The organism is Variovorax saccharolyticus (assembly GCF_030316765.1).
GTDB lineage: Bacteria > Pseudomonadota > Gammaproteobacteria > Burkholderiales > Burkholderiaceae_C > Variovorax > Variovorax saccharolyticus.
The window spans coordinates 991267-1016309 of the sequence record NZ_JASZYT010000001.1; the positions used below are offsets into that span (position 1 = coordinate 991267).

A 25043-nucleotide genomic window follows, 5' to 3' on the forward strand; every position below is an offset into this window, starting at 1 on the left:
CCCGCCATGGAAGCGCAGCTGGTCGAACTCGACCTCGACGACTGGAACGCCGCCACGCCCAATGAGGCGTGGATCGCGGCACTCGAGGCCGGCAAGGTGCTGTACTTTCCGCGCCTGGGCTTCAAGCTGCTGCCCGAAGAACAGGCGCTGTTGACGCCCGAGCTGCTCTCGCCCGACGTGCGCAACATCAGCCTCGATGCCGATGGGCGCATCAAGGGCGTGGTCGGCGACGAGGCGCGGCAACAGGCGGTGGCGGCGATGGTCGGACGCTTTCGCGGCCAGGCGCAGGGGCTGATCCACGGCCTGCTGCCGCACTACGTGCCCGCGCTGCGGATGGCGCCGACGAGCTACCGGCCGGCGCAGGTCGAGACCCGGGTCCAGTCGTGGCGTGCCGACGATCGCCGGCTGCATGTCGACGCCTTTCCCTCGCGCCCCAACTACGGCGAGCGCATCCTGCGCGTGTTCACCAATGCCAATCCGCAGGGCGCGCCGCGCGTCTGGCGGGTCGGCGAGCCCTTCGAGACGGTCGCCCGGCGCTTCCTGCCGCGCGCCAGGCCCTATTCGCGCTGGCAGGCAAAGCTGTTGCGCACGCTGCGCGTCACCAAGTCGCTGCGCAGCGAATACGACCACCTGATGCTGCAACTGCACGACGGCATGAAGTCCGACCTGGACTACCAGGAGAAGTGCGAGCAGCAGACCGTGCCGTTCCCGGCCGGGTCGGTGTGGGTCTGCTTCTCCGACCAGACCTCGCATGCCGTCATGTCGGGCCAGTACATGCTGGAGCAGACCCTGCATCTGCCCGCCGCAAGGCAATACAATCCCGAATCCAGCCCGCTCGCGATCCTGAGCCGGCTGACCGGACGCACGCTCGTCTGAACTTTTTTCTCCCTTCGACCGCCGAACGGCAGCGTTCGGCGGTTTCGCTTTCTGGAGCAACGAAATGGCAACCATCCCGATCACCAAGCGCGGCGCAGAAAAGCTGCGCGAAGAACTGCAACGGCTCAAGACGGTGGACCGTCCCTGGGTCATCAATTCGATCGCCGAGGCCCGGGCCCAGGGCGACCTGAGCGAGAACGCCGAGTACGAGGCGGCCAAGGACCGCCAGGGCTTCATCGAAGGCCGCATCCAGGACATCGAGGGCAAGCTGTCGGCGGCCCAGATCATCGATCCGACGGCGCTCGACGCCGGCGGCAAGGTGGTGTTCGGCTCCACGGTGGAACTCGAGGACGAGAAGACCGGCGAAGCGGTCAAGTACCAGATCGTCGGCGAGGACGAAGCCGACCTGAAGCTCGGCCTCATCAACGTCTCCAGCCCGATCGCGCGCGCGCTGATCGGCAAGGAGGAGGGCGACACCGCGGAGGTGCAGGCCCCCGGTGGCGTCAAGCGCTACGAGATCGTCGCGGTCAGCTACCTCTGACCGGCTTTCCCGGGAGCATGAAGGATCGCATCGCCCTGCTGGTCGCCGCCTTCTGGTGGGGCAGCCTGTCGACCATCGGTTTTCTGGTGGTGCCGATGCTGTTCGCCCGGCTGGGCAATCCGTCCGTGGCCGGCAACATGGCCGGTCAGTTGTTCGCAGCCCAGACCTGGGTCGCGCTGGCCTGCGGGCTGGTGCTGCTGGTGCATTTCCGGTCCCGGTCCGAAGGCGAGCGCATCGACGCCGCAGCCCGGACGGCGATCGGCTGGATCCTGGCCGCCTTGCTGTTGGCATTGCTGCAGCAGTACGCGGTGGCGCCGCGCATCCTGGCGCGCGAGAACCTCAACCTTTGGCATTCGCTGGGCAGCGCGATGTACCTCGCCCAGTGGCTGTGCGCCGGTGTGCTGCTCTGGCGCATGGGGCGGCGCCCCTGACCGAGGGGCGACCCCTCTTCAGGTCTTCCAGAAGCTGGTGATCCAGCGTGCCGGCCGGATGAACCGGAAACGCCGGTTGCGCCGCCCGGCCAGGGCATCGGGCGGATTGCACTCGCCGTGGAAGACCATGATCCGCGCGCCCTCCGGCACGAAGGGCTCGCGCCAGTAGTTGCTTGGCCAGGTCGGGATCCCGTGGTACTTGAAGCTCGGGCACCAGGCCTCGGGCCAGTAGCCGAGCTTGCCCTGCCGGTACATGAAATCCGACAGGTAGGCCTGCTCGTTGCGGAATTCGGCCTGCACCGCGTCCATGTTCTGCCGGAAATGCGCCAGCACGTCGGGGTGCGCGCCGAGTTCGAAGCGGTAAACCGAGGAGTTCCCGGTGATCCGCCGCCGCCGCCAAGGACGTTCGTAGTCGTGGATGATCAGGAACTCGCCCGGCTGCTCGAAGAAGGCGTCGAGGCTGCCCACCACCACGACGTCCAGGTCGATGAACAGCGCCGTGCCGCGCAGCCCGTGCAGGTCGGACTCGAAGGTGGTGAGCTTCTTCCAGGCCCGATCGGGTTGTCCCGGGGCGAGTTCCAGGGCCAGCGGCGGGATCGGAAAGCAGCTGACCTCGCTGCGGATGCCCTTGGGATCGTCGGTCAGGCAGACGAACGTGAAGTCGCCCGTGAGATGGCGTCGCACCATCGCGTAGAGGCGGTTGACGTACTCGGGTCCGTACTTGGTGCCCCATTTCATGCACAGGACGTGCCGCCGGGGCTTGCCCGCAGTCTCGCTCGACATCCTCAGTCTGCCTGGTTCCGCTTCTTGGCCGAGAGCGGCCGCTTGGCCTTGGCGCGCTTGATCGTGCCGCCGGGCGTCAGGCGCTGGTTGCCGAGCACCCGCAGGGTCTTGATCTCGGGCCGCTGGCCGGCGCGCTTGCTGTACTTGATGATCTTGACGTCGCGCGGGCCGGGCATCCGGTCTTCGTCGATCGTGCGTTCCTTCTCGGGAATCGGCCGCCACAGCACCAGCAGCTTGCCGATGTGCTGGATCGGCGCGGCGTCCAGTTCGTCGGACATCGTCTTGAGCATGGCTTCGCGCGCCGCGCGGTCGTCGGAGAAGACGCGCACCTTGATCAGGCCATGGGCCTTGAGCGCGGCGTCGGCTTCCTTCAGGACGGCTGGCGTCAGCCCGTCGCCGCCGACCATGACGATCGGGTCCAGATGGTGCGCTTCGGAGCGGTGCACCTTGCGCTGCGCAGGGGTAAGTTGTATGGCGGGCATCCCCGTATTATCGAGTGTCAATGAACCCCAAACCGAAAACCAAGAAGCTGAACAAGGCCTGGCTGCACGATCACCTCAACGATCCCTACGTGAAACTGGCCAACCGGGAGGGATACCGCGCCCGTGCCGCCTACAAGCTGAAGGAGATCGACGAGACGCTGGGGCTGATCAAGCCGGGCCAGCTGGTGGTCGATCTGGGCTCGACGCCGGGCGCCTGGAGCCAGTACGTCCGGCGCCGGATGTCGCCGGCGGGCGCGGCCTCGGGCGAGCTGGCCGGCACCATCATCGCGCTCGACATCCTGCCGATGGAACCGATCGAGGGCGTCACCTTCCTGCAGGGCGACTTCCGGGAGGACGAGGTGCTGGGGCGGCTGGCCCTGGCGATGGACGGCCGGCTGGCCGACGTGGTGGTGTCCGACATGGCGCCCAACCTGTCGGGCATCGCCTCGGCCGACACGGCGCGCATCGCCCACCTGATCGAGCTGGCCATCGACTTCGCCCGCCAGCACATGAAACCCGAAGGGGCGCTGGTCGCCAAGCTGTTCCATGGCAGCGGCTACGCCGAGCTGACCCGGCTGTTCAAGGACAACTTCCGCACCGTGAAACCCATGAAACCGAAGGCTTCGCGCGACAAATCGTCCGAGACCTTCATGGTCGGCATCGGCCTCAAGAGCCTTGATACCAATTGATACGAATCAAAAACCGCTTGTGCCCTATGGCTGCTCTAGGGAATTCACGGGTTTTCGCAGGTTGAAAAGCCTAAAATGGGCGCCAATTGCCGCCCACAGTGCGCTTTTTTCTGAATCCTATTTTTTGCGCGCCCCCGACTGGAGCTTCGTTTGAACAATCAGTGGTTTTCCAAAGTTGCCGTATGGCTCGTCATCGCGATGGTGTTGTTCACTGTGTTCAAGCAGTTCGACACCCGCGGGGCGGCCGGCGCAGGCAACATCGGCTACAGCGACTTCCTCGAGGAAGTACGCGCCAACCGAATCAAGAGCGCCACCATCCAGGAAGGCCAGGGAGGCAGCGAGATCGTCGCCATCACCAATGACGACCGGAAGATCCGCACCACCGCCACCTACCTCGACCGCGGTCTGGTCGGCGACCTGATCGCCAACAACGTCAAGTTCGACGTCAAGCCGCGCGAAGAAGGCTCGCTGCTCATGACCCTGCTGGTCAGCTGGGGCCCGATGCTGCTGCTGATCGGCGTCTGGGTCTACTTCATGCGGCAGATGCAGGGCGGCGGCAAGGGCGGCGCCTTCAGCTTCGGCAAGAGCAAGGCCCGGATGCTCGACGAGAACACCAACCAGGTCACCTTCGCCGACGTCGCGGGCTGCGACGAGGCCAAGGAAGAAGTCAAGGAAGTGGTCGACTTCCTGAAGGACCCGGCCCGCTTCCAGAAGCTCGGCGGCCGCATTCCGCGCGGCTTGCTGCTGGTCGGCCCTCCGGGCACCGGCAAGACCCTGTTGGCCAAGAGCATCGCTGGCGAGGCCAAGGTGCCGTTCTTCTCGATCTCGGGTTCCGACTTCGTCGAGATGTTCGTCGGCGTGGGCGCTGCCCGCGTGCGCGACATGTTCGAGAACGCCAAGAAGAACGCGCCCTGCATCATCTTCATCGACGAAATCGACGCCGTCGGCCGTCAGCGCGGCGCCGGCCTCGGTGGCGGCAACGACGAACGCGAACAGACCCTGAACCAGATGCTGGTCGAGATGGACGGCTTCGAGACCAACCTCGGCGTGATCGTCGTGGCTGCGACCAACCGCCCGGACATCCTCGACGCCGCCCTGCTGCGTCCGGGCCGTTTCGACCGCCAGGTCTATGTCACGCTGCCGGACATCCGCGGCCGCGAGCAGATCCTCAACGTCCACATGCGCAAGGTGCCGCTGGGCCAGGACGTCAACCCGAGCATCATCGCCCGCGGCACGCCCGGCATGTCGGGCGCCGACCTGGCCAACCTGTGCAACGAGGCCGCACTGATGGCGGCGCGCCGCAATGCGCGCGTGGTCGAGATGCAGGACTTCGAGAAGGCCAAGGACAAGATCTTCATGGGCCCCGAGCGCAAGAGCATGGTGATGCCCGAGGAAGAGCGCCGCAACACGGCCTACCATGAATCGGGTCATGCGCTGATCGGCAAGCTGCTGCCCAAGTGCGATCCGGTTCACAAGGTGACGATCATTCCGCGCGGACGCGCGCTCGGCGTGACCATGAGCCTGCCGGCGCAGGACCGCTACAGCTACGACCGCGAGTACATGCTGAACCAGATCAGCATGCTGTTCGGCGGCCGCATCGCCGAAGAAGTGTTCATGCACCAGATGACCACCGGCGCCAGCAACGACTTCGAACGCGCGACCCAGATCGCCCGCGACATGGTGATGCGCTACGGCATGACCGAATCGCTGGGCCCGATGGTCTACGCCGAGAACGAGGGCGAAGTGTTCCTGGGCCGCTCGGTCACCAAGACCACCAACATGAGCGAGTCGACCATGCAGAAGGTCGATGCCGAAGTGCGCCGCATCATCGACGAGCAGTACGCCCTGGCGCGCCGCCTGATCGAGGAGAACAGCGACAAGATGCACGCCATGGCCAAGGCCCTGCTCGAATGGGAAACCATCGACACCGAGCAGCTCGACGACATCATGGCCGGCCGCGCACCGCGTCCGCCCAAGGACTGGACGCCGCGCATTCCGCCGTCCGGCAGTGGCGGCGGCAGCGGCGGCACCCCGGCGGTGAACCCCGATCCGGCACCGACCGCAGCCTGAGCATGCTGCTTTGGCAATCCACGGGGCCTCTGGCCCCGTTTTTCATGGTCGGGCGGTGCGCATGACCGCTGCCGTGTGGCGCACCGCGCGCTTCGCCATCGATCTGTCGCGGCCCCGGGTGATGGGCATCGTCAACGTCACGCCCGATTCGTTCTCCGACGGCGGCGCCCATGCGTCGACGGCGGACGCGGTCGCGCATTGCGCGCGGCTGGTCGAGGAGGGCGCCGACATCCTGGACATCGGCGGCGAGTCGACGCGGCCGGGCAGTCCCGCCGTGCCGCTGGACGCCGAACTGGCGCGTGTGCTGCCGGTGGTGCGCGAGGCGGTCACGCTGGGCGTGCCGGTCTCGGTCGACACCTACAAGCCCGATGTGATGCGCGCCGTGCTCGACCTGGGGGCCGACATCGTCAACGATGTCTGGGCGCTGGGGCAGCCCGGCGCGATGCAGGCGGCGGCGGCGCATCCGGCCTGCGGGATCTGCCTGATGCACATGCACCGCGATCCGCAGACGATGCAGACGGCGCCGATGGCGGGTGATGTGCTGTCTGCGGTACGCTCGTTTCTCGAACAACAGGCGCGCGGGCTCGAGGCCCTCGGGGTCGCGTCGGCGCGCATCGTGCTCGATCCCGGCATCGGCTTCGGCAAGACCATCGAACAGAATTTCGCGTTGCTCGCGCGGCAGCGGGAATTGCTCGCGGGCGGCTGGCCGCTGCTGGTCGGCTGGTCGCGCAAGTCCTCGCTCGGCGCCGTCACCGGCATCGCGGCGGCGGGCGAGCGCATGGTGCCCAGCGTGGCCGCGGCGGTGCTGGCGGTGGAGCGAGGCGCCGCCGTCGTCCGGGTGCACGATGTGCGCGAGACCGTGGCCGCGCTTGCCGTGTGGGGCGCGATGGCGGAACAACAACAACAGGATCGAAAGCAATGACAAGACAGTACTTCGGCACCGACGGCATTCGCGGCACGGTGGGCCAGCCGCCGATCACGCCGGACTTCGTCCTGCGGCTCGCGCATGCCGTCGGCCGCGTGCTGAAAAAGACCGAAACGCGGCCGACGGTGCTGATCGGCAAGGACACCCGCATCTCGGGCTACATGCTCGAGTCGGCGCTCGAGTCCGGCTTCAACTCCGCCGGGGTCGATGTGGTGCTGCTCGGGCCCCTGCCGACGCCCGGCGTCGCCTATCTGACGCGTGCCCAGCGCGCCAGCCTGGGCGTGGTGATCAGCGCCAGCCACAACGCCTTTCCCGACAACGGCATCAAGTTCTTCAGCGCGCAGGGCACCAAGCTCAGCGACGAATGGGAGCTCGCGGTCGAGGCTGCGCTCGAGGAGCCTCCCCACTGGGCGGACTCGGCCCAGCTCGGCAAGGCGCGGCGGCTCAACGATGCGCCGGGCCGCTACACCGAGTTCTGCAAGAGCACCTTCGCCAACGACCTCACGCTGCGCGGCATGAAGCTGGTGGTCGACGCCGCCCACGGCGCCGCCTACCAGGTGGCGCCCCAGGTCTTCCATGAGCTGGGCGCGGACGTGGTCAGCATCGGCTGTGCGCCCGATGGTCTCAACATCAACAAGGGCGTCGGCGCCACGCATCCCGGGGCCTTGATCGCCGCGGTCCGGGCCCATGCTGCAGACTACGGCATCGCGCTCGACGGCGATGCCGACCGGCTGCAGCTGGTCGACGCCAGCGGGCGCCTGTTCAACGGCGACGAACTGCTCTACCTGATGGTGATGGAGCGCATCGCGCGCGGCGAGAAGCCGGCCGGCGTGGTCGGGACGCTGATGACCAACAAGGCGATCGAGGTGGCGCTGAAAGGGCAGGGCATCGAGTTCGTGCGCGCCAAGGTCGGCGACCGCTATGTGCTCGAAGAGCTCGAGAAGCGCCGCTGGCTGCTCGGCGGCGAGGGGTCGGGCCATTTGCTGGCGCTCGATCGCCACACCACCGGCGACGGCATCGTGAGTGCGCTCCAGGTGCTGCAGGCCTGCGTGCGCGGCGGCAAGCGCGTCGACGAGCTGCTGGCCGGGGTGACCCTGTTTCCCCAGACCCTCATCAACGTCCGCCTGGCCGAAGGCCAGGACTGGAAAGCCAATGACGCCCTGGCCACCGAGACCGGGCGCGCCGAAGCCGAGCTCGGCGATGCCGGCCGCGTGCTGATCCGTGCCAGCGGCACCGAGCCTCTGCTGCGCGTGATGGTCGAGGCGCGCGATGCGGCGCAGGCCGAGGCCTGCGCGCGCCGCATCGCCGCGACGGTCAATCCTGCATAGGGAGCCCGTGTGATCGACATCGCGAAGGCCGATTACCGCGACCCTGTGCATGCGCAGGCGGTCGTGACGCTGCTGGACGCCTATGCGCGCGACCCCGCCGGTGGCGGCACGCCGCTCGCCGCAGATGTGCTCGCGGGCTTGCCCGAGGCGCTCGCGGCACGTCCCCAGGCCTTCAGCGTGCTGGCCTTCGATCAGGGGCGGCCGGTGGGCCTGGTCAATTGCATCGAGGGCTTCTCGACCTTCGCCTGCCGGCCGCTGGTCAATGTGCACGATGTGGTCGTGCTGCCGAGCCATCGCGGCCAGCGCTTGGCGCAGCGCATGCTCGCGCAGGTCGAGGCCGAGGCGCGCGTGCGCGGCGCCTGCAAGCTCACGCTCGAGGTGCTCTCGGGCAATCGCAGCGCGCTGCGCGCCTACGAACGCGAGGGCTTCGCCGGCTACCAGCTGGACCCGGCCTTCGGCAGCGCGCTGTTTCTCCAGAAGAAGCTGTGAAAAAGCCGCCGGCACCCGGAGGTGCGCGGCGGCTCGATTCGGCAGGTTCCGATCAGAAGCGCGTGACAGGCATCGCTTCGTCGCCCGGCTTGGCCGGTGCGTACTTGCCCAGTTCCCACTTGGCGATCGCGTTGCGGTGCACCTCGTCCGGGCCGTCGGCGAAGCGCAGGGTGCGGGCGCCGGCGTAGGCGTAGGCCAGCGGGAAGTCGTCGCACATGCCGCCGCCGCCGTGCACCTGCATGGCCCAGTCGATCACCTGGCAGGCCATGTTCGGCGCCACCACCTTGATCATCGCGATCTCGGTCTTCGCGACCTTGTTGCCGGCCACGTCCATCAGCCAGGCGGCCTTGAGCGTCAACAGGCGCGCCATGTCGATCTTGCAGCGCGCTTCGGCGATGCGTTCCTGCGTCACGGTCTGCGAGGCGACGGTCTTGCCGAAAGCCACGCGCGACGAGGCGCGCTTGCACATCAGTTCGAGCGCGCGCTCTGCCAGGCCGATCAGGCGCATGCAGTGGTGGATGCGTCCCGGGCCGAGGCGGCCCTGGGCGATCTCGAAGCCGCGGCCTTCGCCGAGCAGGATGTTGCCGACCGGCACGCGCACGTTCTCGAACAGCATCTCGACGTGGCCGTGCGGCGCGTCGTCATAGCCCATCACGTTGAGCGGACGGATGATCTTGATGCCCTTGGCATCGGCCGGCACGATCACCATGCTCTGCTGCGAATGCTTGGGCGCGTCGGGTTCCGACTTGCCCATCGTGATGAAGACCTTGCAGCGCGGGTCGGCAGCGCCGGAGATCCACCACTTGCGGCCGTTGATCACGTACTCGTCGCCCTGGCGCTCGATGCGGGTCGAGATGTTGGTGGCGTCGCTGGACGCCACGTCGGGCTCGGTCATCGCGAAGGCCGAGCGGATCTCGCCTTCGAGCAGCGGCTTGAGCCAGCGGGCCTTGATCTCTTCCGAGCCGTAGCGGGCGATGGTCTCCATGTTGCCGGTGTCGGGCGCCGAGCAATTGAAGGCTTCGCTGGCCCATGGCACCCGGCCCATGATCTCGGCCAGCGGTGCGTACTCCTGGTTGGTCAGGCCGGCGCCCTGGTAGCCCGAGGCAGCGGCGCTGTCGACCGGCAGGAACAGGTTCCACAGACCCTGCGCCTTGGCCTTGGCCTTGACCTTCTCGACCGTTTCGAGGGCACTCCAGCGCTTGCCGGCCGCCGTGTTGGCAGCCAGTTCGGCCGAGTAGGCGGCCTCGGCGGGGTAGATGTGCTCGTCCATGAAGGCGCTCACGCGCTGTTGCAGCTCTTTGGTCTTGGCCGAGTATTCGAAGTCCATGTCGTCTCCAGGTGGGTAAATGCTCAGGCGGCCCGCGCCGCGCCGGTCATGCTTTCTTGGCGAATTGCCAGGCCATTTCGGCCATCGGTCGCGCGCCGCGGCCCGATGCCACGGCTTGTTCACTCGATGCGGTTCCGGCCTCGACCCGCTTGGCGATCCCTTGCAGGATCGCGGCGATGCGGAACATGTTGTAGGCCAGGTAGAAGTTCCAGTCTGGCGCCAGCGCCTCGGGTGTCGTCAGGCCCGTGCGGTCGCAGTAACGGCGGATGTATTCGCTTTCGGTCGGGATGCCGAGGCTCTGGAGGTCGAGGCCGCCGACCCCGCGCGACATCGCGTGCGGGATGTGCCAGGCCATGCAGTGGTAGCTGAAGTCGGCCAGCGGATGGCCCAGCGTCGACAGTTCCCAGTCGAGCACCGCGATAGCGCGCGGCTCGGTCGCATGGAACATCAGGTTGTCGAGCCGGAAGTCGCCGTGCACGATCGAAGTCATCGATCCGTCGCGGGCGCTGGCCGGAATGTGGGCCGGCAGCCATTCCATCAGGCGGTCCATCTCGGGGATCGGCTGCGTCACCGAGGCCACGTACTGCTTGCTCCAGCGGCCGATCTGGCGCTCGAAGTAGTTGCCGGGTTTGCCGTAGTCGGCCAGGCCGCGATCCGCGAACTTGACCGTGTGCAGGGCGGCGATGACCCGGTTCATCTCGTCGTAGATGGCCGAGCGGGTCGCGTTGTCCACGCCGGGGAGCGACTGGTCCCACAGCACCCGGCCGGCCATGAACTCCATCACGTAGAAGGCGCGGCCGATGATGGATTCGTCCTCGCAGAGGCAATGCATCTTCGGCACCGGCACGTCGGTGCCGGCCAGCCCGCTCATGACCTTGAACTCGCGCTCGACCGCGTGCGCCGACGGCAGCAGCTTGGCGACCGGGCCCGGCTTGGCGCGCATCACGTAGCTCTGCGACGGCGTCACGAGCTTGTAGGTCGGGTTCGACTGCCCGCCCTTGAACATCTCGACCGAGAGCGGACCCTTGAAGCCCTCGAGGTTCTTCTCGAGCCAGGCGGTGAGGGCACCGATGTCGACCTGATGCTGTTGCGAGACGGCACGCGTGCCGATGAAATTGTCGAAGTCCTGGGTCATGTCTCTTCTTTGTTCACTGGTCGTCGGCTTCGGAGATCCGCATGAGTGCGGCGCGGTCGAGCACCACCAGGCCGCCCGATTCGATGCGGATCGCTTCCTCGCGCTCCATCGCCTTCAGTTCCTGGTTGACCCGCTGGCGCGAGGCGCCGAGCAACTGGGCGAGTTCTTCCTGTGCCAGGTGCAGGCCGATGCGCATCTGGCTGCCGTCCGCCAGGTTCGGCACCCCGTAGCTGCGCACCAGGTGAATCAGCTGCTTGGCCAGTCGCGCGCGCAGGGGCAGGGTGTTGAGGTCCTCGACCAGGCCGAACAGCTGCCGGATGCGGCGCGCCTGCAGCCGCATCAGCGCTTCGTAGAGTTCGACGTGGTTCGACAGGATCTTCTGGAAGTCGGCCCGCGCCACGCACAGGATGGTCGAGTCGCCGTGCGCATAGGCATCGTGCGTGCGCCGGTCGCCGTCGAAGATCGCCACGTCGCCGAACCAGATGCCCGGCTCGACATAGGTCAGCGTCACCTGCTTGCCCGACACCGCGGTCGAGCTCACGCGCACCGCGCCCTTCGCGCAGGCGATCCACTGTTCGGGCGGATCGCCGCGAGCGGCGATCAGCTCGCCGTCCTTGTAGCGTTTGACGAATGCACATCGGAGGATGTCGTGGCGCAGGGAGGGTGAAAGGGAAGAGAACCAGCGACCGCTGTTGATCGCTTCACGTTCTTCGATGGTAAGAATGGGGTCGTCCATGGACTGTCCTGTCGGTGACTGAAAGGCTGGGGGTTGTCACGAGAGCGACGCGCCCTCATTCGTAGCGCGGCGTTTCCTTGGCAAGGAAGGCGGCGATGCCGATGCCCGCATTGGGGTGGTGCAGGTTGCGCACGAAGTGGTCGCGCTCCTGCGACAGCTGCGAGACCAGCGTTGCGCCGCGGGCGTCGCTGAGCAGTTCCTTGATGCTGGCCAGTGCGTTGGGCGCCCGCGCGTTGAGCTTGGCGGCCAGCGCGAGCGCCGTGGCCAGCGCCTGGCCGCTCTCGGTCAGTTGATTCACCAGACCGAGCTGATGCAGGCGCTCCGCTTCCAGCCGCTCGCCCTGCATCAGCCATTCGCTCGCGAGCTGTCGCGGCAGCGCCCGGGCCAGGTGCCAGCTGAGGCCGCCGTCCGGCGACAGGCCGACGTTGCTGTAGGACGCGGCGAACACCGCATCGCGCGCCGACACGACGAAGTCGCAGGCCAGTGCCAGCGAGAAGCCGGCGCCCGCCGCCGCGCCTTCGACCGCCGCGATGATCGGCTTGGGGAAGGTCCGGATCGAGTCGATCCAGGTGTGGAGTGCCTCGATGCTCTCGGCCTGCACCGAGGGCTCGCGGTCGCGGTTGGCCGACAGGCGCTGCAGCGAGCCGCCGGCGCAGAACCACTTGCCTTCGCCGACGATGACGACGCTCTTGATCTCCTGGCTGCTCTCGGCGCCGTTCAGCGCCTCGATGCCGGCGGCGTACATCTCGGGGCCCAGTGCGTTGCGCATCGAGGGGTTGGAGAGGGTCAGCACCATCGTGCCTCCTTCGCTGGTGCTCTTCAGTTCTGCGGTCATGTGCGTTGCTTACTCTTCGAGGTGGGTGAGGCTCAGGCCGAGGGCGCCGCGGCGGCGCAGCCACGGGCTTGGGCGATAGCGCGGATCGCCGTAGACGGTCTGCAGGTTGAACAGGACTTCCAGCATGTTGGTCGGACCGTACAGGTCGCCCATGGCCAGCGGCCCCTGCGGGTAGCCGAGCCCGAGGCGGACCGCGAGCTCGAGATCGGCCGGAGAGCAGACGCCCTGCTGGCACATGTCGGAGGCGATGTTCACGATGGTCGCCACCACGCGCTGCGTGACGAATCCGCCGCTGTCGCGGATCACGCTGACCGCCTTGCCGTCGCTGGCGAAGAGGGCGTGCGCCGCATCGCGCATGTCGCGCCGGGTGGCCGGATTGGTCGCCAGCACGCGGCGCCGGGTGGCGGCGTCGTCCACCATCAGGTCGATGCCGACCGTGCGGGTGGCATCGAGCCGCTCGACCGCAGCCACGGTCGTGACGTCGAAGCCGAGCGGCGCGACCAGGATCAGCGCCGCGCCGGACGGAGCGGCGCCGCTTTCGAGCTGGGCGCCCAGCGCATGCACCAGGCGCAGCAGTTCAGGACGCCGGGCCGCGCGCGGCGAGACCCAGACCGGGGGCAGGGTGTCGACCTTCGGCGCCGGCGGCTCGGCCGGCTTTTGCATCTCGCCGTCGGGATAGCGGTAGAAGCCCTCGCCGGTCTTGCGGCCCAGCGCGCCCGCGGCCAGCCGCTGCGCCGTGATGACGCTGGGACGGAAGCGCGGCTCCTCGTAGTACTGGCGGTAGATCGACTCCATCACCGGATGCGAGACGTCGAGCGCGGTCAGGTCGAGCAGTTCGAAAGGGCCGAGCCGGAAGCCTGCCTGGTCGCGCAGGATGCGGTCGATGGTGGCGAAATCGGCCACGCCTTCGCCGGCGATCCGCAGTGCCTCGGTGCCGTAGCCGCGCCCCGCGTGGTTGACGATGAAGCCGGGCGTGTCCTTGGCCTGCACGGCGCTGTGGCCCATCTGCCCGGCATAGTCTGCCAGCTGGCGGCAGACCTCGGGCTCGGTCTTGAAGCCGGCCACCACCTCGACCACCTTCATCAGCGGCACCGGATTGAAGAAGTGGAAGCCGGCCATCCGCTGCGGCTGCTTCAATGCGGTCGCGATCGCGGTCACCGACAGCGAAGAGGTGTTGCTGGCCAGGATGGCCGAAGGCGAGACCACGGATTCGAGTTCTCGGAAGAGCGCGCGCTTGACTTCCAGGTCCTCGACCACGGCTTCGATCACCAGGTCGCAGGCGGCGAGCGCCTGCACCGACTCGACGGCCTGCACGCGCGATGCCAGCGCGTCGCATTGCGCCGCATCGAGCTTGCCCTTGTCGAGCTGCTTGCGCCATTGGGCCAGCAGGGCCTCGCGCCCGCGTGCTGCCGCGCCTTCGAAGCTGTCGAGCAGCAGGACCTGGCTCCCGGCTTGCGCCGCGATCTGGGCGATTCCTCGCCCCATGGCGCCGGCACCGATGACGCCGACGTTGGAAAATTTCACGGTCATTTGATAATTGTCCCTCTATGAATGATCGCCCCTGACCCTCGTGTCAGAATGTGTCAACTTTTGATTGCTATTTCAGCAGCCCATTTTGCAATTCCCACGACGCGCGGCGAGCCTGCTCATTGTCGGCCTGGCCCTTGAATCATCCGCCTTGACGATCGGCCGGCCCCAAGGGGCCGTCTGGATCGGCAAGCCGATGGACGTGGTGATCCCGCTTTCGCTCGATGCCGCGGAGGCTGGCGATTCCTTGTGTCTCCAGGCCGATGTGCTGCAGGGCGACTCCGCGATTCCCGACCGGCGCGTGACCGTGTCGCTCGAGACCGGGTCGGGCGGGTCCCGCGCCCGGATCCGCTCGACCGTGCCGATCGAGGAGCCGGTGGTCACGCTGACCCTCCGGGCCGGCTGCGACCTGAAGTCCATACGCAACTACGTGCTGCTGGCCGACGTGCCGGTCGACGCCGCGCTGCCGGCCGTGCCCGCATCCGCCGCGCGCCAGATGCCCGAAGCCGCGCCGGCGCCGAGGCCTGTCGCACGCCCGGTTGCCCGCGCTGCAGCGGGGGATGGAGGCGCCTCCGGCCAGGACGGCGGCGTCTCGCCGCCGCCCGCCCGGCGCAGCAATCCGCCTGCATCGCGTGCCCAGCCGGCCACCGATGCGCCATCGGCGCCGCGTCGCGCGGCGGTCGATGCCGCCGCGACCCGGCGCGCTGCGGCGCTGCCGGCACCCGCGCCTGCCGCTCGCGCGACTTCGCCTGCATCGCAGGCAGCCGTACCCGATGCGCCCCGGGAAGCAGGTGCAGGCCGGCCCCGGCTGCAGGTGGAGGCCCTGGAGCCCGCACCAGCGCTGGCCGGCAACCTCAAGGCCACGCCCGAGCTGACCCTGCCCGACGCACCGGATCCGGTGCGCCGCGCCGCTGCAGCAGCGCTCTGGAGCGCCCTCGATCCCGCCGCCGAGGAGGCACAGCGCGAGGCGAAGCGCAACAAGGACATGGAGGCCACGCTGACCGCGCTGCGCGAGCAGGCGGCGCAGAACCAGCGGACCCTGCTCGAGATGCGCACCGAGCTGGCCCAGGCGCGCGAGAGCCGCTACTTCAATCCGCTGGTCTACGCCCTGGTGGCGCTGCTGCTGCTGGCCTTGATCGGCATGTTCATGCTGTGGCGGCTGGCACGCCGGGCGACGGCGCCGGCCTGGTGGGGCGAAGCGCCCGCAGGCGGAGGCGACCCGCGCCGGCCGCGCCCGGATGCAGGCCTGCTCGACGACGACTTGGACCTCGACACCGAGCCGCCGCGCACCCGGGCCCGCCGCGGCGGGCCGACCAGGACCTTCGCCCCGACACCCTTCGCCCCGCTCGATCCGCTCGACGGCGATGATCTCGACAGCGGTCCGCACGCGCCGCTGCCCCATCCGGCGCAATTGGCGGAAGGCACGCCGGCACGATCGGTCAACACCGAAGAGCTGTTCGACGTCCAGCAGCAGTCGGACTTCTTCCTCTCGCTGGGCCAGCACGATCAGGCCATCGCCGTGCTGCGCGAGCACATCGCCGCCAATCCAGGCACCAGCGCGCTGGCCTATCTCGACCTGCTGCGCATCTTCCATTCGCTCGATCGCGAGGACGACTACGCGGATCTGGCCGAGGAATTCGAGCATGCCTTCAACGCCGATGTACCGTCCTTCGCGCATTTCACCGACACCGGCAAGGGGCTCGAACACTACCGTGGCACGCTGGCGCGCATCGAATCGCTGTGGCCGGCACCGGGGACACTGGCATTGATCGAGGAACTGGTGTTCCGCAAGCCCGGCCGCCACGACGACGAGGCCTTCGATCTCGCCGCCTACCAGGAACTGCTGCTGCTCTATTCGGTCGCCAAGGAAGTCATCGACCCGGCCAGCGCGTCGCCGGCCGCCTTCGAGCCGCACGCCTTCGCCGACACCGTCGCGCGCGACGGTCCGCCCACCGCGACCGCGCCCCCGATCGAGGTCGAGGCGCCGCCGCCGACGGTGAGCGATGGCCCGGTGCTGCCGCCCTCGATCTACGGGTCGATCGACCAGGGCATGCTGCACGAAACGGTGCTGGACCCGGATGCGCGGCTGCCGTCAGTCGACCATCCGGTCCGGGCCGAAGCCCCGGTATCGCGCCCCGACCTCGACATGGATCTGGACGCTTTCGACAAGACGGCCTACGAGACGATGCCCACGCCGATCGAGCCGGCCAAGCCGCCGACGCCGTCCAACGATCCGCACGTCATCGACTTCGACTTGTTCGACCCGAGCACCGAAGCCGAGATCGCTCCGCGGCCGATCATCAAGCGCTGAGAGCCCCCAAGCTCGTCACTTCGTGTACTCGCTGCCCCCCGAGGGGGTGCGGTCCGCCTTGGGGCGGCCCGGCGGCGGACTGAGCGCGAGGGCACGGCGCTGCGCGTGGTCGACCGTCACGCTCAGCGCGACCGCGAGCAGCACGGTGGCCAGGCCCACCCAGTTCATCCAGCCGATGGCGTCGTGGGCCAGCAGCCAGCCGCCGGCCGCTGCCCCGATCGCCTGGCCGACGTAGATGCCAGAACTGTTCAGTGCCACCGAGCCCGGTGCGAGCGCCGGCGACAGCGACACCAGCCGTGCCTGCTGGGCCGAATTGGTGGCGAAGCAGCCCAGGCCCCAGGGCACGAGCACCAGCGCCAGCGTCGTGAAGCTCATCGCCAGCGGCCACAGCAGCAGGCTCAGCGCGATCAGCAGCGTGGTGACCAGCACCATGCGCGCGGCGCCGATGCGATCGATGTAGCGGCTGACCACCATGTTTCCGAACAGGCCGCAAGCGCCGAACCAGGCCCACAGCAGGCCCATCTGCGTCGCATCCGCCCCCAGGCCCTGCCGCACGATCGGCGCGAAATAGCTGAACAGGACGAACTGGCCGGCGCCCTGCAATGCGGTGACCGAGACCACGCCCATCAACAGCGGGCTCTTCAGGACGCGGCCCCAGGCCTCGCGAGACAGCGCAGCAGGGCGGATGCCCGAGGGAAGCTTGAGCCAGATCCAGGCCGCACTCGCGACCGACAGGCAGGCGATCAGGCCGAAGGCGGCCCGCCAGCCGAAATGCCCGCCGATCAGCGCGCCGATCGGCAGCCCCAGGACGGAAGCCATCGACCAGCCCAGAAAGACGAAGGTGACGGCGCGTCCGCGCTGCTCGACCGGCACCAGCAGGCCGGCGCAGGCGGCCGCCTGTGCCGTGAACACCGCAGGCGCGACGACGGTCAGCATGCGAACCGGCAGCAGGGCGGCGAAGCTGGGCATCAGGAGGGACAGCAGGTGCCCGCCGGCATACCAGAGCATCGTCCAGGCGAGCAGCAGGCGACGGTCCCAGCCGGCGACCAGCGCCGCCAGCAATGGGGCGCCGAGGCACATCACGATCGCGCCGGCGGTGATCAGCTGGCCGGCGGTGGCGGCGCCGACCTGCAGCGACTGGCTCAGCTCGTTGAGCGTGCCGGGCACCACCATGACCCCGGTGCCGATGACGAAATTGCCCGCCAGCAGGGCCCACAGCGGGGCCGGCAGCGCGGGCCGCTTCAACGACGGACCTGCAGCGCGCCGGGGTTGACGATATTGGTCGGGTTGCCCTTGATGAAGCTCACGACGTTGTCGAAGGCCTGGCCGAAGTACATCTCGTAGCTGTCCTGCTCCACGTAGCCGATGTGCGGCGTGCAGATGCAGTTCTCGAGCCGCAGCAGGGCGTGGCCCTGCAGCGGGGGTTCGCTTTCGAAGACGTCGATCGCCGCCAGCCCTGGGCGCCCTCGGTTCAGCGCCGCCAGCAGGGCATCCTGCTCGACCAGTTCGGCCCGCGAGGTGTTGACGAACAACGCGGTCGGCTTCATGCGCGAAAGGTCTTCGAGCGTCACCAGGCCGCGGGTTTCGTCGCTGAGCCGCAGGTGGATCGACAGCACGTCGGCGGCGGCGAAGAAGCTCTCCCGGTTGGGAGCCACCTGGAAACCGTCGGAACGCGCCTTGGCGCAACTCTGCTCGCGGCCCCAGATCACCACCTGCATGCCGAAGGCCTGGCCATAGCGCGCCACCAGCTGGCCGATCCGGCCATAGCCCCAGATGCACAGCGTCTTGCCCTTGAGCACCGAGCCGAGCCCGAAATTCGGCGGCATCGAGGCCGACTTGAGGCCAGCCTGCTGCCAGGCGCCGTGTTTCAGGTTGCTGATGTACTGGGGCAGGCGGCGCATCGCGGCCATGATCAGCGCCCAGGTGAGTTCGGCTGGCGCCAGCGGCGAACCCGAACCTTCGGCCACCGCAATGCCCTGTTCGGTGCAGGCATTGATGTCGATGTGGCCCCCGGCCCGCCCGGTCTGGGAGATCAGCTTGAGCTTGGGCAGCTTCTCGATCAGCTGCCTGGAGATCTGGGTGCGCTCCCGGATCAGAACGATGACGTCGGCATCCTTGAGTCGAACAGAAAGCTGTCCGATACCCTTGACCGTGTTGGTGTACACCTTGGCCGCATAGGCGTCGAGCTTCGAAGCGCAGCTCAGCTTGCGAACCGCATCCTGATAGTCGTCAAGAATCACAATGTTCATGGCATGCCATTGTGCCTCGCACGAACGGCATGCTGTGGCCGCGGGACGACTTTGTCTTGGATGCCCTCAGTGCAGGTGGGCGCGCGGCAGTGCCGTGGCGGCTTCGAGCGCGACCAGGCGATCGAGTTCTGCGCACACGTCGGCCATCCGGCCGGAGATCACCATGCGACCGGCGGCGCGCCCCGGATGCTGTGCATCGACCATGCGGACCACGCGAAGGGGGAGTGCCGCTGCAGCACTTGCAGCGGCTGTGGCGCTGCCTGTGGCGTGCCGCTGCGCGCAGCTCGGGCGGATGCCGACGTAGCGCAGGCCCGAGGACATCGCGCGGCGGCCCGAGCGGCGCCGCGGCATCCAGCGGTCGGCCAGCGATTGCAGTGGCGTCAAGAAGTCGGCGATGTTGAAGAGAGCGATTCCCATGTTGAACTCCAGAATGGTCAGAGGTTGGACACAGGCAGGATTGCTTTCATCGGCCGCTACAGGGTGATGGCTCTTCGCCATACGCCCGCCACCTGTCGCGGCCGGATTGGTGAAAGAAGGGGCTACATCAGCATCGTGTTGCGGATCAGGCCGACCGCGAGGCCCTCGATCTCGAAGGGCTCGCCGGGCTGCACCACGATGGTGGGGTAGTCGGGGTTCTCGGCGTGCAGTTCGATGACCTGCTTGTTGCGCTTGAGGCGCTTGACCGTGACTTCGTCGCCCAGCCGGGCCACCACGATCTGGCCGTTGCGGGCTTCCTTGGTGGACTGGACGGCGAGCAAATCGCCATCCATGATGCCGGCGTCGCGCATGGACATGCCACGCACCTTGAGCAGGTAGTCGGGTTGGCGTTGGAACAGGGTGTTCTCGACGTAGTAGGTCTGGTCGATGTGCTCCTGGGCCAGGATCGGCGAGCCAGCCGCCACACGGCCGATGAGCGGCAGCGCCAGTTGCGCCATGCCGGGCAGCGAGAGCGAGAACTGGTTGTTGCGGGATTCGTTGAGGGAGCGCAGGGCGTCGCCCTTGAGCCGGATGCCGCGCGAAGTGCCGCTGACGAGTTCGATGACGCCCTTGCGCGCCAGCGCCTGAAGGTGCTCTTCAGCGGCATTGGCGGACTTGAAACCCAGCTCTGCAGCGATTTCGGCCCGTGTGGGCGGCGCGCCAGTGCGTGCGATGGCGCTCTGGATCAAATCGAGGATCTGCTGCTGGCGGGCTGTAAGCTTGACGGCGAACTGCATGTTGGCTCCTGGCGGTGCACTGGCTAAACGTCCAGTACCTGTATTTTTAACCAGTTTTCCAAAGTTGACAATAGATGGACCCAATCTCCATGAAAAAGGCGCGCCGCGTGATCGTGCTGGGCACCGGCGGGACCATCGCCGGCCGTGCGCGGGCGGCCAATGACAACATCGGCTACACCGCGGGCGAAGTCGGCGTTGGCGACCTGCTGCAGGGCATCGATGCGCCGGCCGGCATCACGCTCCTGGCCGAGCAGGTGGCGCAGGTCGACAGCAAGGACATGAGCTTCCCCATCTGGCAGACCCTGGCGCAGCGGTGCGTGCATTGGCTGGGCGAGCCGGACGTCGCGGGCGTGGTCATCACTCACGGGACCGATACCCTGGAGGAGACGGCCTTCTTCCTGCAGTCGGTGCTGGCGCCCTCCAAGCCCGTGGTGCTGACCTGCGCGATGAGGCCCGCGAGCGCGCTGGCGCCCGACGGGCCGCAGAACGTGCGCGATGCGATCGTGGTCGCTGCGACGCCGGGCGCCCGCGGTGTGGTCGCGGTGTGTGCGGGGACCGTTCATGGCGCCTTCGACGTCCGCAAAGTCCACACCTACCGGCTCGACGCATTCGATTCCGGCGATGCCGGGCCGCTGGGCCATGTCGAGGAAGGGGCGCTTCGCCAGCTCCGGGATTGGCCGCCGGTCGATCCGGGGGCGGCGGCGTCCTTCGAGCGCATGTCGGCCGCCACGGTGTGGCCGCGCGTCGAGATCCTGTCGAGCCATGCGGAGGCCAGGGGCACGCTCATCGACGCCTTGCTCGAGGAACGACGCCGCGGCGCACCCGAGCCGGTGCAAGGCATCGTGCTGGCGGCGACCGGCAATGGCACGCTGCATCACGCGCTCGAGGCGGCGGCCCTGCGCGCGCAGGCGGAGGGCGTGGCGGTGCTGCGTGCCACGCGCTGCTCCGAAGGACGGATCCTGTCGCGGCCGGACCAGGTCCTGCGCGACGCCGGCGGGCTGACGCCGGTCAAGGCGCGCATCGCGTTGATGCTGGAGCTGCTGGCGGGCGCTGCCACCGGCTGAGCCCATGTTCGAGGCGCTGCGCTCCACGCCCTGGGCCTATCCGGCGCTCGAAGCCGTGCATATCGTGGGCATCGCGCTGCTGATCGGCAATCTGGTCGCGCTCGAGGCGAGGGTCTTCGGTCGCGCTGCCGTGCTGCCGGTGCAGGGTTTGGCGAGGCTCTCTCTGAGCATCGCACTGAGCGGCTTCGCGTTGGCGGCGGCCAGCGGGTCGCTGATGTTCGCCACGCAGCCGCAGGATCTGCTCGCCAACCGTGCGTTCCAGATCAAGATGGGGCTGCTGGTGCTGGCCGGCTGCAACGCGCTGTGGTTCCACGGCCGCGGTTCGCTGGCCAAACTTGACCTGCTGGCGCGGGTACAGATGTTGTCGTCCACTGCGATCTGGCTGGCGGTCGTCTTCTGCGGCCGCTGGATCGCCTACTGAGCACTGGTTCGAAAGGAGCCTCACGCATGAAACGCCGCAGCCTCATGTTCGCCGCCGTCACGCTTCCGGGCGCCATGCCGTTCGCCTGGGCCCACCATGGCTGGAGCAGTTTCGACCAGGACCGGCCGCTCTATCTCGAAGGAAAGGTCCTGAGCTCGCGCTGGCAGAACCCGCATGCCGAACTGATGATCGAGGTGCCGACCGATCTCAAGTTGCCCGCGGACCTGGCGCAGCGCGCACTGCCGCCGCAAAGCGCGCCGGTCGACGGCGCGGGCCTGCTCGCCAAGGCCGCGCTGCCGCGTCGCAAGGATCGGCAATGGGAGCTCGAACTGGCGCCGCTGACGCGGATGGAGGCCTGGAAGGTGCGCGAGATCCAGCCCGGAGCGATGATCTCGGCCATCGGCTTCGGCACCAAGGACGAAAAGGGCGAGGCCGTGATGCGGGTCGAGTACCTGTTCGCCGATGGCAAGGTCTACGGGCTGCGTTCCAGCCCGGCCTGATCAGCTCGACAGGGCGGCGAGCGCGCGCTGGGTGATGTCGTCGACGCTGCCGACGCCGCTGATGGCGCGGTACTTCGGTGCCGCCGCCGGTTCGGCCTTGGCCCAGTTCGAGTAGTAGTCGACCAGCGGACGGGTCTGCTGGCTGTAGACCTCGAGCCGCTTGCGGACGGTTTCTTCCTTGTCGTCCTCGCGCTGGATCAGGTCCTCGCCGGTGAGGTCGTCCTTGCCTTCGGTCTTCGGCGGGTTGAACTTGAGATGGTAGATGCGTCCCGAGGCCGGATGCGAGCGGCGGCCGCTCATGCGCTCGATGATGTCGGAGAACGGCACGTCGATCTCGAGCACGTAGTCGAGCTTGACGCCGGCGGCGCGCATCGCTTCGGCCTGCGGGATGGTGCGCGGGAAGCCGTCGAACAGAAAGCCCTGTGCGCAGTCGGCGAGCGCGATGCGTTCCTTGACCAGGTTGATGATCAGGTCGTCGCTCACCAGGGCGCCCGACGCCATCACGGCCTGGGCCTGGAGCCCGAGCGGCGTGCCCGCCTTGACGGCGGCGCGCAGCATGTCGCCAGTGGAAATCTGGGGGATGCCGTACTTCTGGCAAATGAAGGCCGCTTGCGTGCCTTTTCCTGCCCCGGGGGCGCCCAACAAAATCAGTCTCATGGTGTCCTCGGAAGGTTCTTTGATTTCTGTCGCGCCATGGCGGGCGCGAGGCGCGGCGCAGGGCGGAGTTGCTTCGAGGATAGCATGGGGTGCGGGCCCGGCCCGGCCCGCGGCCGCGCGGTTCTAGGCGCCGAAGAGGGCGCGAACCCGTGCCAGATCCTCGGGCGTGTCGATGCCCGGGCCCGGCGCATGCGTGCTCACGTGCACCGCGATCCGGTGGCCGTGCCAGAGCGCGCGCAGTTGCTCCAGGGCTTCGGTCGCCTCGACCGGCGCCGGCGGCAGGCCGGGGAAGCCTCGCACGAAGCCGGCGCGATAGCCGTAGATGCCGATGTGGCGCAGCGGCGCCGGGGCGGTCGGCAGCGCGGTCGGGCCGGTGCCGGCGAAGCCGTCGCGCCACCAGGGGATCGGCGCGCGGCTGAAATAAAGCGCATTGCCTTCGGCATCGAGCACGGCCTTGACCACGTTCGGGTTGACGAAGTCCGCGAGCGAATCGATCGCGTGCGCGGCTGTGCTCATGGCGGCGCCGGGATGCAGCGCCAGCGTCTGGGCCACGGCGTCGATCAGGCCCGGTTCGATCAGCGGCTCGTCGCCCTGCACGTTGACGACGATCGCGTCGTCGGCCAGGCCGAGGAGGGTGCAGGCCTCGGCCAGCCGGTCGCTGCCGCTGGCGTGGTCGGTGCGCGTCAGCAAGGCGCGTACACCGTGGGCACTGCAGGCGTCGACGATGCGGGCATCGTCGGCGGCCACCACGACGCCGGCGGCGCCCGAAAGGGCGGCCTGCCGGGCGACGCGCACCACCATCGGCAGGCCGGCGATGTCGGCCAGGGGCTTGTCCGGGAGCCGCGTCGATGCGAGCCGGGCCGGGATCAGGACCGTGAATTCGGTGCTCAAAGGCCGAGCTCGTCGTCGGACAAGGTGCGCGCTTCGGTCTCGAGCAGCACCGGGATGCCGTCGCGCACGGGGTAGGCGAGGCGGGCGCTGCGCGAGGCGAGCTCCTGTTTCTCGGCGTTCCAGGTCAGCGGCCCCTTAGTGACGGGGCAGACGAGCAGTTCAAGCAGCTTGGTGTCCATCGCGCGATGATAGCTTTGCGTCGAGCGCGGCGAAGAAGGCGGGCTCGGGTTCGAAGACCAGCGGCACGGCCAGCGCAGCCGGTGCTTTTCGCCACAGCTTGAGCGCGTCTTTCTCGGTGCAAAGCACGATCGCGCCAGGGTCCGCAGGCGGGCTCCAGCGGCTGAAATCGTCGTGGTCGGGCAAGGCGATGCATTGCACCGGGAGCACGCCCCGCGCACGCAGCATCTGGAAGAAGCCCTCGGGCTTGGCGATCGCCGCCACCGCGATGAGCGAGGCGCCGGCCAGGGAGGCCAGCGGCACTTGGGTGCCGTCGCGCCGGACCGCATGATCGGCGAGCGTGCGGCGGGCCCGGAAGCCGGCGAAAGCCGGCCGGTCGCCGGTGTGGATGACCAGGTTGCAGGGGCGCGGCCAGGGCTCGCGCAGCAGCCCCGCGGGCAGCAGCCAGCCGTTGCCGATGCCGCGATCGTCGAAGACGCAGATCTCGACGTCGCGGGCCAGCGCCAGGTGCTGCAGGCCGTCGTCGCTCACGATCACCTGGGTGGACGGATGGCGCGCGAGCAGGGCGCGGGCCGCCTCGATGCGGCGCCGCGCCACGAACACCGGGGCGCCGGTCGAACGGCGGATCAGCGCCGGTTCGTCACCGACCTCGTCCGGGGCGCTGTCGTCGAGCACCTCCCGGCAGTCCTGCGTGCTGCGGCCATAGCCTCGCGACACCACGCCGACGCGCAGCCCGCGCGCCTCCAGGTGGCGGACGATCGCCATCACCACCGGTGTCTTGCCCGATCCGCCGGCGATCACGTTGCCGACGATGACGACCGGCACGCCCGCGCTCTCGGTGCGCAGGGCGCCCAGCCGATAGAGGGTCCTGCGGAGCGCGGCCAGCCCGCCGTACAGCAGAGACAGCGGCCACAACAAGCGCGCCAGCACGCCGCGCTGCAGCCAGGCGTCCTGCAACTAGCGCCCCGCCTGCGCGGCCGACTGGGTGGCGAAGGTGATCTGCATGAGGCCGGCCCGGCGCGCCGCTTCCATCACCGTGATGACCGATTGATGGGCCGCGTTCGCATCGGCGCTGATGATCACGACGTTGTCGCTGGCGCCGCCGGACGCTGCAGCCAGGGCTGCAGTCACGGTTTCGAGGCTGCGGTCCGGCAGCACCGTCTTGTTGATCGAATAGCGGCCGTCGGCCGACACCGCGACGATCACTTCCTTGGGGTGGTCTCGCTGTGCCTCGGCGTCGGCCACCGGCAGCCGCAGCTGCATTTCGGTGAACTTGCTGTAGGTGGTCGACAGCATCAGGAAGATGAGCACGACCAGCAGCACGTCGATGAACGGGATCAGGTTGATCTCGGGCTCCTCGCGCGAGCCGTGGCGAAAGTGCATTC

General features: G+C 68.3%; 28 protein-coding genes. 12 read left to right on the forward strand and 16 right to left on the reverse strand.

Annotated features, from left to right (window positions below; all coding sequences use genetic code 11):
• The first annotated feature begins 6 nt into the window (after nucleotides 1-6).
• The 3 genes from kdoO to QTI45_RS04900 all read left to right on the forward strand — a co-directional run bounded on the left by kdoO (nucleotide 7) and on the right by QTI45_RS04900 (nucleotide 1848).
• Nucleotides 7-876 (forward strand): Kdo hydroxylase KdoO, encoded by an 870-nt coding sequence (gene kdoO / locus QTI45_RS04890; protein ID WP_286367621.1) that lies wholly within the window; start codon nucleotides 7-9, stop codon nucleotides 874-876.
• 64 nt (nucleotides 877-940) lie between these two features.
• A complete protein-coding gene (gene greA, locus QTI45_RS04895) occupies nucleotides 941-1417 on the forward strand; it encodes a transcription elongation factor GreA (protein WP_286367622.1) in 477 nt (158 codons plus the stop codon).
• A 17-nt stretch (nucleotides 1418-1434) separates the two neighbouring features.
• The gene (locus QTI45_RS04900) at nucleotides 1435-1848 is read left to right on the forward strand and encodes a DUF4149 domain-containing protein (protein ID WP_286653662.1); all 414 of its coding nucleotides are present in this window, start codon (nucleotides 1435-1437) and stop codon (nucleotides 1846-1848) included.
• Between the two features lie 18 nt (nucleotides 1849-1866).
• Here QTI45_RS04900 and QTI45_RS04905 read toward each other — a convergent pair whose 3' ends face one another.
• The gene (locus QTI45_RS04905; RefSeq protein WP_286653663.1) at nucleotides 1867-2631 is read right to left on the reverse strand and encodes a glycosyltransferase; all 765 of its coding nucleotides are present in this window, start codon (nucleotides 2629-2631) and stop codon (nucleotides 1867-1869) included.
• Nucleotides 2632-2633: 2 nt separating this feature from the next.
• The gene (locus QTI45_RS04910) at nucleotides 2634-3113 is read right to left on the reverse strand and encodes a YhbY family RNA-binding protein (protein WP_286367625.1); all 480 of its coding nucleotides are present in this window, start codon (nucleotides 3111-3113) and stop codon (nucleotides 2634-2636) included.
• Nucleotides 3114-3133: 20 nt separating this feature from the next.
• Here QTI45_RS04910 and QTI45_RS04915 point away from each other — a divergent pair, with 20 nt between their 5' ends.
• The 5 genes from QTI45_RS04915 (at nucleotide 3134) to QTI45_RS04935 (ending at nucleotide 8614) form a co-directional block, all read left to right on the forward strand.
• Complete coding sequence (locus tag QTI45_RS04915; RefSeq protein ID WP_286653664.1) at nucleotides 3134-3802, forward strand: RlmE family RNA methyltransferase; 669 nt, start codon at nucleotides 3134-3136, stop codon at nucleotides 3800-3802.
• Nucleotides 3803-3952: 150 nt separating this feature from the next.
• Nucleotides 3953-5872 carry an ATP-dependent zinc metalloprotease FtsH gene (ftsH, locus tag QTI45_RS04920; protein WP_286367627.1) on the forward strand — a complete coding sequence of 640 codons (1920 nt, stop codon included), beginning with the start codon at nucleotides 3953-3955 and terminating at the stop codon, nucleotides 5870-5872.
• 61 nt (nucleotides 5873-5933) lie between these two features.
• On the forward strand, nucleotides 5934-6794 hold the full coding sequence (folP, locus tag QTI45_RS04925) for a dihydropteroate synthase (RefSeq protein ID WP_286653665.1): 861 nt from the start codon (nucleotides 5934-5936) through the stop codon (nucleotides 6792-6794).
• Nucleotides 6791-8125, forward strand: a complete 1335-nt coding sequence (glmM, locus tag QTI45_RS04930) for a phosphoglucosamine mutase (RefSeq protein ID WP_286653666.1) — start codon at nucleotides 6791-6793, stop codon at nucleotides 8123-8125. The genes folP and glmM overlap by 4 nt, the downstream gene beginning before the upstream one ends.
• A 9-nt stretch (nucleotides 8126-8134) precedes the next feature.
• On the forward strand, nucleotides 8135-8614 hold the full coding sequence (locus tag QTI45_RS04935; RefSeq protein ID WP_286653667.1) for a GNAT family N-acetyltransferase: 480 nt from the start codon (nucleotides 8135-8137) through the stop codon (nucleotides 8612-8614).
• 52 nt (nucleotides 8615-8666) lie between these two features.
• Here the strand turns inward: QTI45_RS04935 and QTI45_RS04940 are convergent, their stop codons facing one another.
• From QTI45_RS04940 to QTI45_RS04960, 5 genes are read right to left on the reverse strand one after another with little or no spacing between them, the layout of a single operon-like run.
• On the reverse strand, nucleotides 8667-9941 hold the full coding sequence (locus QTI45_RS04940; protein ID WP_286367631.1) for an acyl-CoA dehydrogenase family protein: 1275 nt from the start codon (nucleotides 9939-9941) through the stop codon (nucleotides 8667-8669).
• 46 nt (nucleotides 9942-9987) lie between these two features.
• A complete protein-coding gene (locus QTI45_RS04945; RefSeq protein WP_286653668.1) occupies nucleotides 9988-11076 on the reverse strand; it encodes a phosphotransferase in 1089 nt (362 codons plus the stop codon).
• A gap of 13 nt (nucleotides 11077-11089) precedes the next feature.
• Nucleotides 11090-11812, reverse strand: a complete 723-nt coding sequence (locus tag QTI45_RS04950) for a Crp/Fnr family transcriptional regulator (RefSeq protein ID WP_286367633.1) — start codon at nucleotides 11810-11812, stop codon at nucleotides 11090-11092.
• 55 nt (nucleotides 11813-11867) lie between these two features.
• The gene (locus QTI45_RS04955; protein WP_286367634.1) at nucleotides 11868-12647 is read right to left on the reverse strand and encodes an oxepin-CoA hydrolase, alternative type; all 780 of its coding nucleotides are present in this window, start codon (nucleotides 12645-12647) and stop codon (nucleotides 11868-11870) included.
• Nucleotides 12648-12656: 9 nt separating this feature from the next.
• Nucleotides 12657-14177 carry a 3-hydroxyacyl-CoA dehydrogenase gene (locus tag QTI45_RS04960; protein ID WP_286653669.1) on the reverse strand — a complete coding sequence of 507 codons (1521 nt, stop codon included), beginning with the start codon at nucleotides 14175-14177 and terminating at the stop codon, nucleotides 12657-12659.
• Nucleotides 14178-14325: 148 nt separating this feature from the next.
• Between QTI45_RS04960 and QTI45_RS04965 the strand changes: the two genes are divergently transcribed.
• Nucleotides 14326-16485: a type IV pilus assembly protein FimV gene (locus tag QTI45_RS04965; RefSeq protein ID WP_286653670.1), complete on the forward strand. Its 2160-nt coding sequence runs from the start codon at nucleotides 14326-14328 to the stop codon at nucleotides 16483-16485.
• 15 nt (nucleotides 16486-16500) lie between these two features.
• Here QTI45_RS04965 and QTI45_RS04970 read toward each other — a convergent pair whose 3' ends face one another.
• The 4 genes from QTI45_RS04970 to lexA all read right to left on the reverse strand — a co-directional run bounded on the left by QTI45_RS04970 (nucleotide 16501) and on the right by lexA (nucleotide 19948).
• Nucleotides 16501-17730, reverse strand: coding sequence for an MFS transporter (locus tag QTI45_RS04970; protein WP_286367637.1), 1230 nt, complete (start codon nucleotides 17728-17730; stop codon nucleotides 16501-16503).
• Complete coding sequence (locus tag QTI45_RS04975) at nucleotides 17727-18734, reverse strand: D-2-hydroxyacid dehydrogenase family protein (RefSeq protein ID WP_286367638.1); 1008 nt, start codon at nucleotides 18732-18734, stop codon at nucleotides 17727-17729. Before QTI45_RS04975 ends, QTI45_RS04970 begins: the two co-directional genes overlap by 4 nt.
• 66 nt (nucleotides 18735-18800) lie before the next feature.
• On the reverse strand, nucleotides 18801-19151 hold the full coding sequence (locus QTI45_RS04980) for a hypothetical protein (protein WP_286653671.1): 351 nt from the start codon (nucleotides 19149-19151) through the stop codon (nucleotides 18801-18803).
• Nucleotides 19152-19273: 122 nt separating this feature from the next.
• Entirely contained in the window at nucleotides 19274-19948 is a 675-nt protein-coding gene (lexA, locus tag QTI45_RS04985) for a transcriptional repressor LexA (protein WP_286367640.1), read from the reverse strand.
• 89 nt (nucleotides 19949-20037) lie between these two features.
• Here lexA and QTI45_RS04990 point away from each other — a divergent pair, with 89 nt between their 5' ends.
• From QTI45_RS04990 to QTI45_RS05000, 3 genes are read left to right on the forward strand one after another with little or no spacing between them, the layout of a single operon-like run.
• Nucleotides 20038-21012, forward strand: coding sequence for an asparaginase (locus QTI45_RS04990; RefSeq protein WP_286653672.1), 975 nt, complete (start codon nucleotides 20038-20040; stop codon nucleotides 21010-21012).
• A gap of 4 nt (nucleotides 21013-21016) precedes the next feature.
• The gene (locus QTI45_RS04995; RefSeq protein WP_286653673.1) at nucleotides 21017-21433 is read left to right on the forward strand and encodes a hypothetical protein; all 417 of its coding nucleotides are present in this window, start codon (nucleotides 21017-21019) and stop codon (nucleotides 21431-21433) included.
• A gap of 26 nt (nucleotides 21434-21459) precedes the next feature.
• A complete protein-coding gene (locus QTI45_RS05000; protein WP_286653674.1) occupies nucleotides 21460-21933 on the forward strand; it encodes a DUF6152 family protein in 474 nt (157 codons plus the stop codon).
• Here the strand turns inward: QTI45_RS05000 and adk are convergent, their stop codons facing one another.
• The 5 genes from adk to QTI45_RS05025 all read right to left on the reverse strand — a co-directional run bounded on the left by adk (nucleotide 21934) and on the right by QTI45_RS05025 (nucleotide 25041).
• A complete protein-coding gene (gene adk / locus QTI45_RS05005; RefSeq protein WP_286653675.1) occupies nucleotides 21934-22590 on the reverse strand; it encodes an adenylate kinase in 657 nt (218 codons plus the stop codon).
• Nucleotides 22591-22713: 123 nt separating this feature from the next.
• Entirely contained in the window at nucleotides 22714-23481 is a 768-nt protein-coding gene (kdsB, locus tag QTI45_RS05010; RefSeq protein WP_286367645.1) for a 3-deoxy-manno-octulosonate cytidylyltransferase, read from the reverse strand.
• Complete coding sequence (locus tag QTI45_RS05015) at nucleotides 23478-23660, reverse strand: Trm112 family protein (protein ID WP_286367646.1); 183 nt, start codon at nucleotides 23658-23660, stop codon at nucleotides 23478-23480. The genes kdsB and QTI45_RS05015 overlap by 4 nt, the downstream gene beginning before the upstream one ends.
• Nucleotides 23641-24615, reverse strand: a complete 975-nt coding sequence (gene lpxK / locus QTI45_RS05020) for a tetraacyldisaccharide 4'-kinase (RefSeq protein WP_286653676.1) — start codon at nucleotides 24613-24615, stop codon at nucleotides 23641-23643. Before lpxK ends, QTI45_RS05015 begins: the two co-directional genes overlap by 20 nt.
• Nucleotides 24616-25041, reverse strand: coding sequence for an ExbD/TolR family protein (locus QTI45_RS05025; RefSeq protein ID WP_286653807.1), 426 nt, complete (start codon nucleotides 25039-25041; stop codon nucleotides 24616-24618).
• Between the last annotated feature and the right edge of the window lie 2 nt (nucleotides 25042-25043).

Coding starts and splice junctions, on each gene's coding strand:
- kdoO (WP_286367621.1), top strand. CDS start 7: ATGGAAGCGCAGCTGGTCGAACTCGACCTCGACGACTGGAACGCCGCC.
- greA (WP_286367622.1), top strand. CDS start 941: ATGGCAACCATCCCGATCACCAAGCGCGGCGCAGAAAAGCTGCGCGAA.
- QTI45_RS04900 (WP_286653662.1), top strand. CDS start 1,435: ATGAAGGATCGCATCGCCCTGCTGGTCGCCGCCTTCTGGTGGGGCAGC.
- QTI45_RS04905 (WP_286653663.1), bottom strand. CDS start 2,631: ATGTCGAGCGAGACTGCGGGCAAGCCCCGGCGGCACGTCCTGTGCATG.
- QTI45_RS04910 (WP_286367625.1), bottom strand. CDS start 3,113: ATGCCCGCCATACAACTTACCCCTGCGCAGCGCAAGGTGCACCGCTCC.
- QTI45_RS04915 (WP_286653664.1), top strand. CDS start 3,134: ATGAACCCCAAACCGAAAACCAAGAAGCTGAACAAGGCCTGGCTGCAC.
- folP (WP_286653665.1), top strand. CDS start 5,934: ATGACCGCTGCCGTGTGGCGCACCGCGCGCTTCGCCATCGATCTGTCG.
- glmM (WP_286653666.1), top strand. CDS start 6,791: ATGACAAGACAGTACTTCGGCACCGACGGCATTCGCGGCACGGTGGGC.
- QTI45_RS04940 (WP_286367631.1), bottom strand. CDS start 9,941: ATGGACTTCGAATACTCGGCCAAGACCAAAGAGCTGCAACAGCGCGTG.
- QTI45_RS04945 (WP_286653668.1), bottom strand. CDS start 11,076: ATGACCCAGGACTTCGACAATTTCATCGGCACGCGTGCCGTCTCGCAA.
- QTI45_RS04950 (WP_286367633.1), bottom strand. CDS start 11,812: ATGGACGACCCCATTCTTACCATCGAAGAACGTGAAGCGATCAACAGC.
- QTI45_RS04955 (WP_286367634.1), bottom strand. CDS start 12,647: ATGACCGCAGAACTGAAGAGCACCAGCGAAGGAGGCACGATGGTGCTG.
- QTI45_RS04960 (WP_286653669.1), bottom strand. CDS start 14,177: ATGACCGTGAAATTTTCCAACGTCGGCGTCATCGGTGCCGGCGCCATG.
- QTI45_RS04975 (WP_286367638.1), bottom strand. CDS start 18,734: ATGAACATTGTGATTCTTGACGACTATCAGGATGCGGTTCGCAAGCTG.
- QTI45_RS04980 (WP_286653671.1), bottom strand. CDS start 19,151: ATGGGAATCGCTCTCTTCAACATCGCCGACTTCTTGACGCCACTGCAA.
- lexA (WP_286367640.1), bottom strand. CDS start 19,948: ATGCAGTTCGCCGTCAAGCTTACAGCCCGCCAGCAGCAGATCCTCGAT.
- QTI45_RS04990 (WP_286653672.1), top strand. CDS start 20,038: ATGAAAAAGGCGCGCCGCGTGATCGTGCTGGGCACCGGCGGGACCATC.
- QTI45_RS04995 (WP_286653673.1), top strand. CDS start 21,017: ATGTTCGAGGCGCTGCGCTCCACGCCCTGGGCCTATCCGGCGCTCGAA.
- QTI45_RS05000 (WP_286653674.1), top strand. CDS start 21,460: ATGAAACGCCGCAGCCTCATGTTCGCCGCCGTCACGCTTCCGGGCGCC.
- adk (WP_286653675.1), bottom strand. CDS start 22,590: ATGAGACTGATTTTGTTGGGCGCCCCCGGGGCAGGAAAAGGCACGCAA.
- QTI45_RS05015 (WP_286367646.1), bottom strand. CDS start 23,660: ATGGACACCAAGCTGCTTGAACTGCTCGTCTGCCCCGTCACTAAGGGG.
- QTI45_RS05025 (WP_286653807.1), bottom strand. CDS start 25,041: ATGCACTTTCGCCACGGCTCGCGCGAGGAGCCCGAGATCAACCTGATC.